This window comes from Viridibacillus sp. NPDC096237, assembly GCF_050278625.1.
Lineage (GTDB): Bacteria > Bacillota > Bacilli > Bacillales_A > Planococcaceae > Viridibacillus.
On the sequence record NZ_JBNNTI010000025.1, the window covers coordinates 1 to 15,628 of the forward strand.

Here is a 15,628-nt window from a genome sequence, read left to right on the forward strand (position 1 = left end):
TTTCGCAGCGAATGAACCGGTTTCTTGATGATTTTTAATCCAACGATCTAAAGCCGAAGGCGTTATATCATATTCTCGGGCAATATCTGCACGAGATTTTCCATTTTCATAAAGCTTCACTAATTGTAATTTGAATTCAGATGAAAAAGTTCGACGTTGACGTGACATAGTAGCACGCTCCTTTAAGTTGGTAGTCTAAGTGTAATAGCCCTTATTTTTTTTGTCCAACTTAGTGTAGCCGATTCACAATTTTCATCGAATATGGAGGGCCACATAACGTTAGAAGAGTTTAATCGTTGGCTGAAATGGCGAACATTCCCGCCTACAAGAGTCAATGCCGATGTACTACTGGCGTCCTTAGGGATAACTATTTTTAATCGGTGGGAGATTGTACAAGATGTAGAGTGATAATAAAGTAGTTTAATTTACAATAAAGTCCTTTAAAATATAATAAAGTTGTTTAATTCCTTATAGAGCTAACGGAGCAGTCTAGTTTAATAAGTTGGGAAGTAATGCTTAACTACTTGATAAAGCATGAGCTAATGAAATACAGAAAAAATAACTGTACCACGAAATAGTGCTATAATTGGGCTTAGAAACAAGTCGATAAATTAGAATTTGTAATGGAGATTATTTATATTTTGTGCGGAGCGCAACTTTGAATTGGCAGAAAGCAAACATTAGGTGATAAAAGTCAAAGCGTCCATCCGTTAAAATTTAATGAATACTTTAAAATGTGAGGTGAAGAAATCGTGACAGACAAAAAAATCACAGTACAATTTACGATGCTGACATTTTGCATAGCCTATCTTGTGTCAGGTGCTTTGATTGCTCTTGGGCAATTCGGATATTCGGTTCACAATTGGGTTCACTCGTTACAGCAATTCGGGATGAATATCCCTTTTGCAATCTATATTTTGTCGCCCGCTATTGCTTCATATATCGTTCTGAAGAAAAATAACAAAATAGCAGGTTTCAAGGAATGGTTGAGAACTGTTTTTTATGCCAAAAATAGCATATCTCTCTATTTGTTCGTTGTTGCGGGACTTGCACTGTATTTTTTGATACATATTGCAGTTTCAGGCCGCACGGAAATGGTGCTTCCATTTTATATGTTCTTCCTTTCCCTGCCTGGTAATCTTATTATCGGTGGCTTGGAGGAAGCTGGCTGGATGTACATATTGCAGCCTGAACTTGACAAAAAATACGGTTTTGTTTTGTCTTCTGTTTTTGTTGGAATCATTTGGATTTTATGGCATATCCCTCTCTTCTTCATTCCGGGGACGAATCACGGAGAGGGACTCATTAACTTTTGGATGTTTGCAGTTCAACTCATTGCGTTCCGGTTTTTCAACGGGGCAATCTACAAAATATCAGGAAAAGGCAGTGTGTTTATGTGCGTATTATTCCACACCATGTTCAATGCGGCATCCCCCATCTTCGGCACCATGACTATGTCTTGGGCGGGAACCATTGCCGCAAATGCTGTGATTGTTCTTGTTTCAATTGTAACCGTTGTGATATACGACAAAAAGAACAGGCGAATAGTATACTCATAATCCGTGTTCGCCAAATTCCAGTTTGTTGAATAGCCATTTACATAAACGAAACGTCTTTGCAGGAGTGGCGATGCCACGACTACATGAACAGCCCCCCAGTATCTAACAGGGGCGCAAATTAACCTATAATTCCCCTTTCTGAAAGAAATGTGATTAACATCAATGTGTAAGATTGTGAAATGTTGTACTTAAAGTAACAGGGGCTTTAGTTGAAAAAAAATTAAACAACTTTATTATCATTTTAAGTAACAATATTCATTTAGATCAATTCAGTTTTAAACAACTTTTTTAAAGCCTTATTACATTTGATATGTAGTAAGGCTCTTGCTTTATTATAGTGAATTAAACAACTTTATTATCACTCTACACAAGAAACGCACGGCGTGATGGCTGATGATGAGATATGGCTCCGGTTTAAAGGGGAAGTATTGAAACATCGCGATGTATGTTTAAGAAAAGAACTTTATTATCCCGAAGAATTTGAATAGTAAGTGGAATTATTTAAAAAACGGTCATCAGTTATATGATGTCCGTTTTCTTATGGAAGGGTTCGGTTATTTAAAGCTATTAACAGCAACAATCTTTGAGAAAACAGCCTTATTTTTTTTGAATAAGACCAAAACTAATGCCTGTAGGGTCAACTAAGTATGCGAGAAAAAATTCATCAAACTCCATCTTATCTCTAACTAAAGTAGCTCCATTATCTTTTGCTTTAGAAATAACATCATCTATTGAATTCATCCCATGGGTTCAGCTCACTTCAACAAAAAAACTTGTATTTTCAATACAGTCTTTTTCATCTTAAAAATATATATAAATAGATAACCGTTGATTTCCACTACGGTGGATGCTTTCCGCGGGCGGACGCCAAGCCGCTTCGTCGCTACGCTCCTGTAGGGTCTTGGACTGTCTCGCTTTTCCCGCTGGAGTCACCACCTACGCTCCAATCAACTACACATGTAATATAAACAAATACATAAGACGCTGATTTCCACTACGCTGGATGCTTTCCGCGGGCGGACGCCAAGCCGCTTCGTCGCTATGCTCCTGCAGGGTCTTGGGCTGTCCCGCTTTTCCCGCAGGAGTCGCCACCTCCGCTCCAATCAACTACACATGTAATATAAACAAATCTTTTGAAGTTAGGAAATGATGATTAAAAAAAATAATCCTGAAAGAGATCAAATTAAAATGACTACTTTAGATCAACTAGTACCTCAAGAACATCTTGTGAGAAAATTGAGTATGCGGTGGACGACTTTAAAAGATCTTAAAAATTGTCCATACAGGTGATACTGACTTTTGCTGCTATGAATTTTAAAGAAACTCTTCAAACGGGAATTTAATCAACTTAAAACCACATTTTTTTATTTATCGATCTTCTACTATTATATAAGTTGCTTTTATTGGTCCGTGCACACCAACTACTAGATTCATCTCAATATCAGCTGAATTACTTGGTCCAGATATGATATTAATACATGGCGGCACTGTTTCACCATTTTGAACTTTTTCAGAGATGATTTGTGCTGCTTGCGTCATTCTTGGGACAATTGTACTTTTTGGAATAATCGCAATATAGGTTTGTGGAAGCAAACTGACCGATCGCCCTTGACCGCCTGTTGAAAATAAGACAACAGTTGCAGACTCGGCAAGTGTTATATCACTAAATGTAATACCCACATTCGCATATTCTGCAAGTTTAATATTGTCATCTCCATTTTCTACATACCATTCATTCACTTCAACACCAGCTATTTGCCATTCTTCTTCCAATAGATTTCGTAAACCGAATGTGTCGAAGCGTTCATCTTTCCAAATAGAAACAGGACCACCTCCGTACAAATCTACACGATTTGCTAACACTTCTTTTAATTGGTCTGCAGTTGTTTCAATATAGTCTGTATGAATATTACTACATTGTTTCTGAAACACTTGCACTAGCTCATCTTGAGATAGATCAGTAAGAGTTTTTGCTTGCGGATTGTACTTCCAGTTTCGTTCAGGCTTTTTTGTTGTATTCATTTCTCGGCCAAGCGCTGTTGCGATATTTTTTATAAATGGTGCACGTTGTTGGATCATTTCTAGTCTCCTCCTTCACGGTTTTTATACCAGTCGCGGAAACGTTCATTTTTTGGTGCAGGGAATTCGCGAATCATCGTCCATTCTTTTAATGGTCTCGGCCCTTTAGATATAAACTCTTTATCTTTCATAAAGGGCTTCATTACTTTTGTTGCGAGTTTTGTTCCTGTTGTATATAGTGGATTGGACGCTGCCCCAATACCAAATGCCTTCATCATCAAACCTTCAGAAATTGGTGCTTTACCTTCTTTTTCTACTATTATTTGTCGATGCTTGTGAAGTAACTCATGCAACGGAATCTTCACAGGGCATGCTTCCGTACAAGCACCACATAATGTAGAGGCGTAAGGTAATTCTTTAAAGTCATCATATCCTGCAAGTAAGGGAGTCAAAACAGCTCCTATTGGTCCTGGATAGATTGAGTTATATGAATGACCTCCAATATGACGATATACAGGGCAGACATTTATACAGGCGGCACAGCGTATACATTGCAACACTGATTGAAATTCTGTACCTAAAATTTTTGAACGACCATTATCCACGATGACTAGATGGAATTCTTCAGGACCATCAGCATCACCTTCACGGCGTGGACCTGATAATACCGTGATATAACTCGTTAACTTTTGCCCAACAGCACTTCGTGTCAACAAACTCACGAGTACTTCTAACTCTTCAAACGTTGGTACAATGCGCTCCATTCCCATAACGGTAATTTGCGTTTTCGGAACAGTTGTAGCTAGACGAGCATTCCCCTCATTTGTTACTAAACTAATAGAACCAGATTCAGCAATTGCAAAGTTACAACCTGTAATACCGACATCTGCGGTTAAAAATTCATTACGTAGTGTCTCACGTGCATGACGTGCCAGTTCTGTTGGATCGTTAGATTTTTTATAGTTTATCTTCTCTTCGAATACCTTACGAATTTGTTCTTTGTTTTTATGTAATGCAGGTGCAACTATATGGGATGGTGGGTCGTGTTCGTCAAGTTGTAAAATATATTCTCCTAAATCGGTCTCAATTACATTACAACCAGACTTTTCTAATACAGCATTTAAGCCAATTTCTTCAGTAACCATAGATTTCGATTTGACAATCTTTTTTGCATCTTTCTTTTTAACAACCTCTTCAATATATCGATTAGCGTCATCTGCGGTTTGTGCAAAGAAAACGTGACCACCAAGCTTTTGTACGTTGTCAGATAACTCTTGTAAATAATAATCTAAATTTTCAAGCACATGTTGGCGAATTTCTTCCCCGTGAGAGCGCCATTCTTCCCAGTTCCCAAGTTCCTCAGCATTTTCTAATCGGCGAGAACGAAGGCGATCCTGTGCACCAGACACCGCACCGCGCATAAAATCATCTTGTAAATTAACTTTTACATTGTCTTTAAAATTCCCATCCTTAATTTTTACGGCCATACGTTCACCCCTCAATGTGAATTTAATACTTCTGCAATATGCATTACTTTCACCGGAACCTGTCTACGGTGCATTCGTCCAGCAATGTTCATAATGCAACCACCATCTGATGCTACTAAAATCTGTGCATTTGTTGAAATTGTCGCATCAACTTTTTCATCAACCATTTGTTCCGAAATATTGCCCATCTTCATGGAGAACGTACCCCCGAAACCACAGCAATTATACGCATATGGTAAAGGTTTCATTTCAAGGCCTTCTACGTTGGATAAAAGTGTATAGGGTGCATCTTTTATACCTAATAAGCGTGTCATATGACATGATGGATGATAAGTTGCTTCTCCAGTTAACTTAGCTCCGACATCTTCTACCTTTAATACATTAACGATAAAATCAGTTAGTTCGTACGTTTTTTCAGCCAATAGCCTTGCACGTGCAGACCAGCCTGGTTCATCTTTTAAAATTTTCGGATATTCATGAAACATTGTTGCACACGAACCTGATGGTGTGACAACAACTTCCGCTGCTTCAAACGTTTTAATCATTTTCTTAATAGCTGCTTTCGTATGCTCTACATATCCTGAATTGTAAGACGGTTGACCACAACATACTTGCGCTGTAGGAAAATCTATTTCACAACCAAGTCGTTCCAATAACTCCACAGTCGCTTTCCCCACATTCGTTTCAAACATATCTACAAGACATGTTACAAATAGTGTTACCTTCATGTACAACCCTCCATTAAAGATATGGTCATCTGATGACCTGTTTTTATAATAATACATGAATTAACTAAGGTTTTTCAATCTTTTTATTGAAAACACTAATTTTTCTGTTAATTGTAAATAGGTAAATGACCCTCTATCTAGTCATTTTCCTCCTGAATATGTTTTGCTAATACTGCCTCTACAAATTGCAAATGTGATTTCATCGCCTGTGTAGCACCTTCTTCATCTTGTGCTTCGATTTGATCATAAATCAAATGGTGTTGTTCGTTTAATTGGTCTAATGTTTGCTTTTCATCATATAAACAAATGCGACGTGTCTCATGCATTGATTCAGACATTAAATCAGACACATGCTGCATTAATGTGCTTAGTAATACATTATCCGCAGCCTTTGCTATGGCTAAGTGGAAGGCTAAGTCCGCACGCTCTCCTAAATCAGAGTTTTTTGTATGATGAATCATTTCCTTTAAATGAACGCGCATCACTTCTAAATCTTCAGCCGTTCTTTTTTGAGCCGCACTTGCGACAATACCTGTTTCTAAAATTTGTCGAACTTCTAACAACTCTTGAATATTTTTATTCGTCATAAGCATTGCACTTTGAATAGGATACGCTAGATTATCTGCAGTGAATGTTTTTACGAATGTTCCTTCCCCTTGTCGCATTTCAATAAGTCCCATTGCTCGCAAGGAAGTTAGTGCTTCACGAATTGCTGATCGTCCCACTTTGAAGTTGTTTGCTAATTCTTGTACAGAGTCTAATTGATCTCCGGGTTTCAACTGACCATCTTTAATCATTTCTAATAAGATTTCAGCTACTTCTTCGTATATCTTTTTACGTGTTATCTTTTTATAGTTCAATTGTAAGCCACCTCTATTCTATTATAACCAAATGAAATACTATTTTAAAAACTTAAATTAAATAATAATTGCAGGTCATTTTAATACATATACAGTTGGTTTATCGTGTATTCTTCAGTTATAAACAAAGTCACAAAAAGCATTGTTTTCTTTAGCTGTTGTGTTATTCTTGCTTATTTGTATGGTGGTAGAAGTATGTCTTGGTTGTTGAAAAAAATTGGGAAGCAGTGATGTATTTTTTATACAGACTAGCGAGGTTTATATATAAACTATTTATAGTTACATATCTTCTCCGTAATTGCTTTCTCTATCGAATTACATCATTTTTAGATTGACTAAAAAACCGTCCAGACGGTACAATAAAATATAAAAAGACTGCCTGGATGGTTTAATAATGGAGTTGAAAACATGGAATCAAAAGCGGAGGTTAAGCGCAAACATATCTTAAAATCTACTAAGGACTTTATTTTGGAAAACAATATTAATTCGCTTACTTTAGATTCCGTAGCGAAGCAAGCTGGAATTAGTAAAGGTGGATTATTGTACCACTTCCCAAATAAAGAAGCATTATTAATGGGATTAACACAATATATTTTCGAAGATTTCACTTCTCTATTTATTGAATATGCTATGAATGATTCGATAGAAAAAGGTAAATGGAGCCGCGCATTAATTAAAACGACAAAAGAGGACTTGAATCACAATGCTGAGTTAAATATAGGAATAATTGCTGCTTCTATGTTAAATCCAGATTTATCAAAAAGTATGTCTCAAAACTATCAGTATATGCAAAATCAAGTGGAGCAAGATAGTATAGACCCTGTAACAGCAACGATTATTCGTTTGGCAATAGATGGGCTTTACTACTCTGAACTGTTTAATATAGCCCCTTTAGATGAAAAGTTACGTGAAAATGTAATTCAAAAATTGATCAATATGACAAAGTAGGAGGAATTCATCTTGAATCCTTATGTAATTTTGGCAGTAGCCATTATTAGTGAAGTATTTGGTAGTTCTATGTTAAAAGTTTCGAATGGCTTTAAAAAGCTATTCCCTTCCATAGGAGTAATTTTTGGCATGTGTATAGCTTTTTACTGCTTATCTTTATCACTTAAAACAATTCACTAGGTACGGCTTATGCAATATGGTCAGGTGTAGGTACAGCCTTAACTGCATTAGTCGGTGTAATCGTTTATAAAGAATATTTTAATTTTAAAAAAGCATTAGGATTAGTGCTAATCATTGGTGGAGTTGTTGTATTGAAACTCTCAAGTGGTGGAGTTCATTAATCTTTAGTTAATCGGAGGTTATCGTATGAAAGGTTATATAGCTTTAGGGATATCCATAATAAGCGAAATATTTGGCACGACAATGTTGAAATTATCAGAAGGGTTTACTGTTGTACTCCCTTCTTTTGCGGTTATCATTGGCTTTGGATTAGCGTTTTATTGCTTATCACTATGCCTTAAGACAATTCCTTTGAGTTTAGCTTACGCTATTTGGGCAGGAGTAGGTACAGCTATAACAGCGGTAATTGGGATATTGTTATGGCAAGATCCATTTAGCATCCTGACATTCCTTGGCATAGTATTAATAATTGGAGGAGTAGTTTTATTAAATGCTTCCAACAGCCCTGAAAAAGTAGAAGAACTACCAAGTTAAAAGCTTGATGGATTCAGTATCTCTTTTGTTATTTTATATATTTTGATTATTTAAGATCCCCTTTTATAGATGAAATATTCTACGAGTATTAGCTTTTATGCCATTTTCAGAATTTACTAATTTCAATTGGCGAGTTTCTTATAATTCAGAAGCAAAAGTCATCATCGCCTGCAAGAACACTTTGCAGGATGATTTTGACTTTGAGTACAATGTGCGAACTTAAAAGATTTGTTTTTATTACATGTGTAGTTGATTGGAGCGAAGGTGGCGACTCCTGCGGGAAAAGCGGGACAGTCCAAGACCCTGCAGGAGCGTAGCGACGAAGCGGCTTGGTGCCCGCCCGCGGAAAGCGTCCACAGTAGCGGAAATTAACGGTCTTTTCTATTTATATATTTTTTAAAAAGACCGTAGACAAACCCGAATTTCTTCGAGTTTGTCTACATTCTGAAACCATCAAGTTAAAAGCTTGATGGTTTTTCTTTACTCTATATGAAGTTATTCCAGATATGAAAGCAAATCGAATTACGGTAATAGTCTTTTGCGTTCATCTAAACTTGGTAAATGGCAACTAACTGGTGCTTTCATTAATTTATGACGATTACGAGCTATTAGACGATATATTGGATTCCGCACAAACAGTGGAATAAGTTTAAAAATACTGAGTAAAGAAAATGGTGCTTTTAAATACGAGAGTAAAAAAAATACAGCCTCTGTTTCTGTCATTATTCCCGAAGGACCTTTTACTACAACAGAATCCAATTTCTTAGTAAGATTGGGCGACAGTGTATTTCTAGCTGTTTCACCTTGTAATGGAGCAAAAAAAATGTCGTGATTCCTTTCATGTTTTAATACGAACTGTACTGTCCACTGGCAGAATCCACAATTACCGTCATAAAACAGAATTATATTTTGATGACTGGTCAATATTCTCCCCCCCTTTTCTCTATGTATTACTATTAATTGTACATTATTTACTTCTTTCTTTTCAAAAAATCTAATCGAATTAGTAGAAGTTTCATTCTTATCCTCTCCAAAATATGGTTCATACTTTGTTTGATTTATGTATAATATAAATAATGGTTTTTTATTCAAATAGAAGGTCGTTGTAGTAAATTAGGGGGGATATTATGAGCAACTTAGCTTTATCAGGTGTTGTAAACTGGATCAGCATTCTTTCGGCAATATTCTATGTATTATGTTTTTACTTCACTTTAACTTTCTTTCAACAGTTAAAATCGAATGATGATAGACTAATAAAACAAACGAAAATAGCAGCGGTTGTCTGTTTATTGGTTGCATTACTAGCTCCATCACTATATGGATTCTATGTGTACAATGAAATGATGAAATAAGTATTAAGAAAACAAAGGAGGTACCACACTTCAAATGTAGTACCTCCTTTAACGTCAGATTTTGCAAAACTTAGCGCTAACTTTTTGAGTTTAGCAAAGCATAAATTGCACCCCTTTTCAAAGATTAATAATAAAAAAAGCTTTGATTAAAACGTAAGCAGTATTAAGTCGTCATAAATCACAAAAACTACCTAATGCCAAATTAGACACTAGATAGTTTAATAAACTTATTTAATACACTTTTCGAGTTGCTTCATATTGAGTAATTTGCTCATCATATTGGAAAGTTAATGAAATCTCATCCCAACCATTTAAAAGCATTTGTTTATAGTAAGGATCAATTTCAAAATTATATACTTTGCCATCTGCTGTGACAGTTTGGGCCTCTAAATTCACTTCTGTTTCAAGTGGTGATGCTTCTCCAACTGCAAGTAATTCTTCTACTTCAGAAACAGGTAACTTAATTGGTAGAATACCATTCTTGAAGCAATTGTTGTGGAAAATATCCGCAAAACTTGGAGCAATGACTACGTTGAATCCATAGTCTAAAATCGCCCATGGTGCGTGCTCACGAGATGAGCCACATCCAAAGTTTTCGTGAGCTACTAAAATTTGAGAGCCTTTATATTTTGGTTGATTTAAAACGAAATCCTCATTCGGTTGATCATTTTGATCGAAGCGCCAGTGATAAAAAACAAATTGACCAAAACCTGTACGTTCAATGCGTTTTAAAAATTCCTTAGAAATAATTTGGTCTGTATCGACATTTTTTCTGTTAAGTGGTGTTAGTACACTATTCACTATATTAATTGGTTCCATCCTCTACGCCTCCATTACACAGGTACATTTAAAATTTCGCGAACATCTACGAAATGTCCAGAGATTGCGGCTGCAGCTGCCATTTGTGGGCTTACAAGATGCGTGCGAGAACCTGCACCTTGGCGACCTTCAAAGTTACGATTAGATGTAGAAGCACATCTTTCTCCTGCTGGTACAACATCCTCATTCATTGCAAGACACATACTGCATCCTGATTCACGCCATTCAAATCCAGCTTCAATAAAGATTTTATCTAAACCTTCCTCTTCCGCTTGTTTTTTAACTGAGAATGATCCAGGTACTACGATTGCTCGAACGTTTTCATCTACTTTTTTACCTTCAATAACTGCTGCTGCAGAGCGTAAATCATGTAAACGAGAATTTGTACATGAACCGATGAAGACGTGCTGGATTGCGATATCAGTGAGAGGTGTACCCTCTTTCAAATCCATATATTGTAGTGCTTTTTTAAGTGCCTGTTTATCTGATTCTTCTTCAAAATCTGTTGCAAATGGAACATGATTCGAAATACCCGAACCCATTGAAGGATTTGTACCCCAAGTTACAAAAGGCTCGATTTCATATGAATCAATTTCCAGAGTGCGATCATATGTAGCATCAGAATCCGAAGCTAAAGATAGCCAATACTTAGCAGCTTCATCAAATGCTTTTTCTTGTGGTGCATTACGACGCCCTCTAATGTAATCAACTGTTATCTGATCTGGACTGATTAAACCTGCTTTTGCTCCTGCTTCAATTGACATATTGCAAATCGTCATGCGTTCTTCCATCGATAATTTATGAATAGCATCGCCAGTGAATTCAACGATATGCCCAGTACCTACATCAATACCAAACTTCGCAATAATTGCAAGAATAATATCTTTTGCAGTTACGCCAAAACCAAGTTCACCTTTAACTCGGATTTCCATTGTCTTTGGTTTATTTTGCCACAAAGTCTGTGTAGATAATACATGTTCCACTTCACTCGTACCAATACCAAATGCAATTGCACCGAATGCACCGTGAGTAGAAGTATGTGAATCACCGCAAACAATTGTTTTACCTGGTTGTGTTAAGCCAAGTTGTGGTCCAATTACATGAACAATTCCTTGATCAGGGTGACCCATATCTGCTAATTGAACGCCAAATTCAGCACAATTTTCAGCTAATGTGTTAATTTGTTTTTTGGCAATTGGGTCATTGATAGTCGGTAAATTCTTTGTTGGCACATTATGATCCATTGTTGCAAAACAAAGATCTGGACGACGTACTTTACGATTGTTCAAACGAAGCCCTTCAAACGCTTGTGGAGATGTTACTTCGTGAATTAAATGCAAGTCGATATAAAGCAAATCCGGTTTCCCATCCTCTTGATAAACGACATGTTGATCCCATACTTTTTCGATTATATTTTTGGCCATATAATATCACCTTTTCTTAGATATATGATGTCATAATGCTATCTGAAACAAAGCTCGTATCTAGTTCATTGATGACTTTTTCAGTCCATTCAGATGTTGTTAATACGCGACTTCCTGGAGTTGCAAGATCCGCAGTATAGTAACCATCCTCGAATACCGTTGCCACTGCACGTTCGATTTCAGCAGCTTCTTCATATAGGCCAAATGAATACTTCAACATCATCGCTACAGATAGAATAGTTGCAGCTGGGTTAGCAATGCCTAGCCCTGCAATTTCAGGAGCCGAACCATGGACTGGCTCATATAAACCGAAGTTATCAGAACGTATACTTGCAGAAGGTAACACACCAAGTGAACCTGTAATCACTGAAGCTTCATCGCTTAGGATGTCACCGAACATATTTTCCGTTACTACAACGTCATAATCTGCAGGGTTCGTAATTAACTTCATAGCCGTAGAATCGACTAAGCTGTGTTCTACTTCAACATCTGGATACCCTGCTTTCTTTTCATCTACAATTTGACGCCATAACCTTGAAGATTCAAGAACATTTGCTTTATCTACAGAAGTCAATTTCCCTCTACGAACACGCGCTAATTGGAAAGCACTATCAACAATACGTTCAATCTCAAATCGTGTGTACACTAATGTATCTATAGCTGATTTTTCCGTACGTTGACGTGGTTCGCCAAAATATAAACCACCAGTTAATTCACGAACGATAAGTAGGTCAACATCTTTCACAATTTCTTCTTTTAGAGGAGAAGCTTTTAAAAGTGACGGGATTGCTTGCACAGGGCGTAAGTTTGAAAATAAATCAAAATGCTTACGAATGCGTAGTAACCCCTTTTCAGGCCTCAATTCATCTGGGTTTTGATCCCATTTAGGACCCCCGACTGCTCCAAGTAGAATCGCATCACTTTGTTCACAAAGGGTAATCGTCTCTTGAGGTAAAGGATCGTTATGATGATCAATTGCTGAGCCACCTATTGCACCAAAAGCAATGTGGAATGTATGATGATATCTTTTACCGACTGCTTGTAACACTGACACTGCCGAGGCGATAACTTCTGGGCCAATGCCATCACCCGGTAGTACTGTAATTTTCTTTTCCATAAAAAACTCCCCCTCTATATGATTAACGAATTAATTCTTTAGCTCTTAAACCTGATTGAATAATCTGTCTATTGATAGCATTTAAATACGCTTTTGCTGAAGCTTCCAAAACATCTTGCGCTGCATCACGACCAGTAACTATTTGGTCATTGTACGTTAAGTTAATAACTGCTTCACCTAATGCGTCACGACCCTTACCTACTGACGTTACACGGTAATCTAAAATTTCTACCTTAGAGTTGATTAGCAATTCCAAAGTGTTGAAGATTGCTTCAACAGATCCAGAGCCAGTAGAAGCTACTGTTACTTCTTCTCCATCTGGTTGAATTACTTGCACAGTAGCAGTTGGAATGTTTTCTGTTCCGTATTGAACTTGCACACTTTTTAGTTCATATACTGGAATTTCTTCATACTGGATTTGTTGATCTGTCAATAAAGTTAATAAGTCTTCTTCAGTAATTTCCTTCTTACGATCAGCTAACTTTTTAAATTCCGCAAATGCGCGGTTAATTTTATCATCGCTTAAGTCAAAGCCCATCGATTCAGCACGGTCTTTGAAGGCGTGTCTTCCGGAGTGTTTACCTAAAACGAGAGGAATCGCGCTTTCTCCAATTAAAGCCGGCGTAATAATTTCATAAGTCTCAGGATTCTTTAACATACCATCTTGATGGATACCTGATTCATGAGCGAAAGCATTCTTACCTACGATAGCTTTATTTGGTTGAATAACGACACCTGTAAGTTTACTGACGAGTTGACTCGTACGCTTAATTTCTTGCAAGTTAATGCCCGTTTCGATTCCGTAAAAGTCTTTACGAATGTGCATTGCAACAGCGATTTCTTCTAAGGCTGCATTACCAGCACGTTCACCGATTCCGTTAATCGTACCTTCAACTTGATTGGCGCCATTTTCAATAGCTGCGATTGAGTTTGCAACAGCCATGCCTAAATCGTCATGACAATGAGCGGAGAAGTTCACTTTGTCACTACCAGTGACATTTTCTGTTAAATACTTAAATAATGCACCATATTCAGCAGGGCTTGCATAACCTACTGTATCTGGAATGTTAATAGTAGTTGCACCTGCTTTAATTACTTCGTTAATAATACGTACAAGAAATTCACGGTCAGAGCGGAAGGCATCTTCTGCAGACCATTGAACAAGTGGAAATGTATTTTTTGCATATTTGACAGCTTCTACGGCTGCTTCCACAACTTGATCAGGTGTTTTGTTTAACTTGTATTGCATATGGATTGGACTTGTTGCAAGGAATACATGAATATGTGGTTGTTCAGCATTTTTAAGGGCGTCCCAAGTAATATCAATATCCTTTTTAATTGCTCTAGCAAGACCTGTAACGATAGAGTTTTTAACTGTACCTGCAATACGTTGTACAGCTTCGAAATCGCCAGGGGATGAAGCAGGAAAACCTGCTTCAATAATAGATGCCCCAAAGCGTTCTAGCTGTTTTGCAATTTCAAGCTTCTCGGCGGTATTTAAGTTAATACCAGCTGATTGCTCTCCATCACGTAGTGTAGTATCAAAAATTTCAATTTTGCGCACTCTTAACCACTTCTTTCTCAATCTTTTTGCCGTTATTTACGAAAGGCATCATTTCACGAAGCTTATCTCCAACTTCTTCGATTTGGTGCTCAGCTTCTGCTTTTTTAATAGCATTGTATTTTGGACGGTTTGTTTCGTTTTCGTTGATCCAATCTTTTGCGAATTTACCTTCTTGGATATCAGTTAGAACGTCTTTCATACGTTCTTTTACAGATGCATCGATTACGCGTGGACCAGATACGAAATCTCCCCATTCAGCTGTATCTGAGATTGAGTAGCGCATGTTAGCGAGACCGCCTTCATACATCAAGTCAACGATTAATTTTAATTCATGCATACATTCGAAATAAGCGATTTCTGGTTGGTAACCTGCTTCTACTAAAGTTTCGAAACCAGCTTTTACTAGAGCTGTAGTACCCCCACAAAGAACTGCTTGCTCCCCGAATAGGTCTGTTTCTGTTTCTTCTTTGAAAGTAGTTTCGATTACACCAGCACGTGCTGCACCGATACCTTTTGCATAAGCTAAAGCTGAATCTTTTGCGTTACCAGTCGCATCTTGGAAGATACCGAATAATGCTGGTACACCTGCGCCAGCTTCGTATGTGCGACGTACTAAGTGTCCTGGACCTTTTGGAGCTACTAAGAATACATCAACATCAGCTGGTGGTACGATTTGGCCAAAGTGAATGTTAAAACCATGTGCGAACACTAACGCATTGCCTGCTTGTAGTCCTGGTGCGATTTCTTCTTCATAAACTGCTTTTTGGCGTTCATCTGGAAGTAAGATCATGATTACATCTGCTTCTGCAGCTGCTTCTTTAACTGTTTTTACATTTAGGCCGTCTTGTTCTGCTTTATCGAAAGATTTCCCTGGACGGATACCAACTGTAACGTCGAATCCTGATTCATTAAGGTTTTGAGCATGTGCATGACCTTGTGAACCGTATCCGATTACTGCGATTTTTTTACCTTGTAAAGTTGCCTCGTTGATATCGTTGTTATAGTACATTTTTGCCATTTTAAATTCCCCCTGATTG

Annotated in this window: 15 protein-coding genes and 2 pseudogenes; 5 read left to right on the forward strand and 12 right to left on the reverse strand. The window is 37.3% G+C overall.

Going from position 1 to position 15,628, the window contains the following annotated elements; all coding sequences use genetic code 11:
* On the reverse strand, positions 1–168 hold a 168-nt coding region (locus ACQKMD_RS13955), incomplete at its 3' end, for a transposase (RefSeq protein WP_427752803.1).
* Positions 169–752: 584 nt separating this feature from the next.
* Between ACQKMD_RS13955 and ACQKMD_RS13960 the strand changes: the two genes are divergently transcribed.
* Positions 753–1,559, forward strand: coding sequence for a CPBP family intramembrane glutamic endopeptidase (locus ACQKMD_RS13960; RefSeq protein WP_427752743.1), 807 nt, complete (start codon positions 753–755; stop codon positions 1,557–1,559).
* Positions 1,560–2,156: 597 nt separating this feature from the next.
* Here ACQKMD_RS13960 and ACQKMD_RS13965 read toward each other — a convergent pair.
* From ACQKMD_RS13965 to ACQKMD_RS13985, 5 genes and pseudogenes are all read right to left on the reverse strand, one after another.
* A pseudogene (locus ACQKMD_RS13965) lies at positions 2,157–2,300 on the reverse strand (VOC family protein); the annotation flags it as partial.
* Between the two features lie 627 nt (positions 2,301–2,927).
* The gene (locus ACQKMD_RS13970; protein WP_427752745.1) at positions 2,928–3,638 is read right to left on the reverse strand and encodes a LutC/YkgG family protein; all 711 of its coding nucleotides are present in this window, start codon (positions 3,636–3,638) and stop codon (positions 2,928–2,930) included.
* A 2-nt stretch (positions 3,639–3,640) separates the two neighbouring features.
* A complete protein-coding gene (locus tag ACQKMD_RS13975; RefSeq protein ID WP_427752746.1) occupies positions 3,641–5,065 on the reverse strand; it encodes a LutB/LldF family L-lactate oxidation iron-sulfur protein in 1,425 nt (474 codons plus the stop codon).
* Positions 5,066–5,076: 11 nt separating this feature from the next.
* Positions 5,077–5,793, reverse strand: a complete 717-nt coding sequence (locus tag ACQKMD_RS13980) for a (Fe-S)-binding protein (RefSeq protein WP_427752747.1) — start codon at positions 5,791–5,793, stop codon at positions 5,077–5,079.
* 137 nt (positions 5,794–5,930) lie between these two features.
* Positions 5,931–6,653, reverse strand: coding sequence for a FadR/GntR family transcriptional regulator (locus ACQKMD_RS13985; RefSeq protein ID WP_427752748.1), 723 nt, complete (start codon positions 6,651–6,653; stop codon positions 5,931–5,933).
* A 408-nt stretch (positions 6,654–7,061) separates the two neighbouring features.
* Between ACQKMD_RS13985 and ACQKMD_RS13990 the strand changes: the two genes are divergently transcribed.
* The 3 genes and pseudogenes from ACQKMD_RS13990 to ACQKMD_RS14000 all read left to right on the forward strand — a co-directional run bounded on the left by ACQKMD_RS13990 (position 7,062) and on the right by ACQKMD_RS14000 (position 8,315).
* The gene (locus ACQKMD_RS13990) at positions 7,062–7,601 is read left to right on the forward strand and encodes a TetR/AcrR family transcriptional regulator (protein ID WP_427752749.1); all 540 of its coding nucleotides are present in this window, start codon (positions 7,062–7,064) and stop codon (positions 7,599–7,601) included.
* A gap of 12 nt (positions 7,602–7,613) precedes the next feature.
* Positions 7,614–7,942 (forward strand): annotated as a pseudogene (locus tag ACQKMD_RS13995) (DMT family transporter).
* Between the two features lie 25 nt (positions 7,943–7,967).
* Complete coding sequence (locus ACQKMD_RS14000) at positions 7,968–8,315, forward strand: DMT family transporter (RefSeq protein WP_427752750.1); 348 nt, start codon at positions 7,968–7,970, stop codon at positions 8,313–8,315.
* Between the two features lie 522 nt (positions 8,316–8,837).
* Here ACQKMD_RS14000 and ACQKMD_RS14005 read toward each other — a convergent pair.
* Positions 8,838–9,239 (reverse strand): thiol-disulfide oxidoreductase DCC family protein, encoded by a 402-nt coding sequence (locus ACQKMD_RS14005; protein WP_427752751.1) that lies wholly within the window; start codon positions 9,237–9,239, stop codon positions 8,838–8,840.
* A gap of 203 nt (positions 9,240–9,442) precedes the next feature.
* Here ACQKMD_RS14005 and ACQKMD_RS14010 point away from each other — a divergent pair, with 203 nt between their 5' ends.
* Positions 9,443–9,667 (forward strand): hypothetical protein, encoded by a 225-nt coding sequence (locus tag ACQKMD_RS14010; RefSeq protein ID WP_427752753.1) that lies wholly within the window; start codon positions 9,443–9,445, stop codon positions 9,665–9,667.
* A gap of 231 nt (positions 9,668–9,898) precedes the next feature.
* Here ACQKMD_RS14010 and leuD read toward each other — a convergent pair whose 3' ends face one another.
* Genes leuD through ilvC form a run of 5 tightly spaced genes read right to left on the reverse strand, consistent with a single transcriptional unit; the run spans position 9,899 to position 15,609 of the window.
* Positions 9,899–10,486 (reverse strand): 3-isopropylmalate dehydratase small subunit, encoded by a 588-nt coding sequence (leuD, locus tag ACQKMD_RS14015; RefSeq protein WP_427752754.1) that lies wholly within the window; start codon positions 10,484–10,486, stop codon positions 9,899–9,901.
* Between the two features lie 14 nt (positions 10,487–10,500).
* Positions 10,501–11,910 (reverse strand): 3-isopropylmalate dehydratase large subunit, encoded by a 1,410-nt coding sequence (gene leuC / locus ACQKMD_RS14020; RefSeq protein WP_427752755.1) that lies wholly within the window; start codon positions 11,908–11,910, stop codon positions 10,501–10,503.
* Between the two features lie 16 nt (positions 11,911–11,926).
* A complete protein-coding gene (gene leuB / locus ACQKMD_RS14025) occupies positions 11,927–13,027 on the reverse strand; it encodes a 3-isopropylmalate dehydrogenase (protein WP_427752756.1) in 1,101 nt (366 codons plus the stop codon).
* A gap of 22 nt (positions 13,028–13,049) precedes the next feature.
* Positions 13,050–14,591, reverse strand: a complete 1,542-nt coding sequence (locus ACQKMD_RS14030) for a 2-isopropylmalate synthase (RefSeq protein ID WP_427752757.1) — start codon at positions 14,589–14,591, stop codon at positions 13,050–13,052.
* Positions 14,578–15,609: a ketol-acid reductoisomerase gene (gene ilvC, locus ACQKMD_RS14035; protein WP_427752758.1), complete on the reverse strand. Its 1,032-nt coding sequence runs from the start codon at positions 15,607–15,609 to the stop codon at positions 14,578–14,580. Before ilvC ends, ACQKMD_RS14030 begins: the two co-directional genes overlap by 14 nt.
* Between the last annotated feature and the right edge of the window lie 19 nt (positions 15,610–15,628).

What these genes read in the sequence shown, in the direction of transcription:
- ACQKMD_RS13970 (WP_427752745.1), bottom strand. Translation starts at nt 3,638, where the DNA reads ATGATCCAACAACGTGCACCATTTATAAAAAATATCGCAACAGCGCTT.
- ACQKMD_RS13975 (WP_427752746.1), bottom strand. Translation starts at nt 5,065, where the DNA reads ATGGCCGTAAAAATTAAGGATGGGAATTTTAAAGACAATGTAAAAGTT.
- ACQKMD_RS13980 (WP_427752747.1), bottom strand. Translation starts at nt 5,793, where the DNA reads ATGAAGGTAACACTATTTGTAACATGTCTTGTAGATATGTTTGAAACG.
- ACQKMD_RS13990 (WP_427752749.1), top strand. Translation starts at nt 7,062, where the DNA reads ATGGAATCAAAAGCGGAGGTTAAGCGCAAACATATCTTAAAATCTACT.
- ACQKMD_RS14000 (WP_427752750.1), top strand. Translation starts at nt 7,968, where the DNA reads ATGAAAGGTTATATAGCTTTAGGGATATCCATAATAAGCGAAATATTT.
- ACQKMD_RS14010 (WP_427752753.1), top strand. Translation starts at nt 9,443, where the DNA reads ATGAGCAACTTAGCTTTATCAGGTGTTGTAAACTGGATCAGCATTCTT.
- leuD (WP_427752754.1), bottom strand. Translation starts at nt 10,486, where the DNA reads ATGGAACCAATTAATATAGTGAATAGTGTACTAACACCACTTAACAGA.
- leuC (WP_427752755.1), bottom strand. Translation starts at nt 11,910, where the DNA reads ATGGCCAAAAATATAATCGAAAAAGTATGGGATCAACATGTCGTTTAT.
- leuB (WP_427752756.1), bottom strand. Translation starts at nt 13,027, where the DNA reads ATGGAAAAGAAAATTACAGTACTACCGGGTGATGGCATTGGCCCAGAA.
- ilvC (WP_427752758.1), bottom strand. Translation starts at nt 15,609, where the DNA reads ATGGCAAAAATGTACTATAACAACGATATCAACGAGGCAACTTTACAA.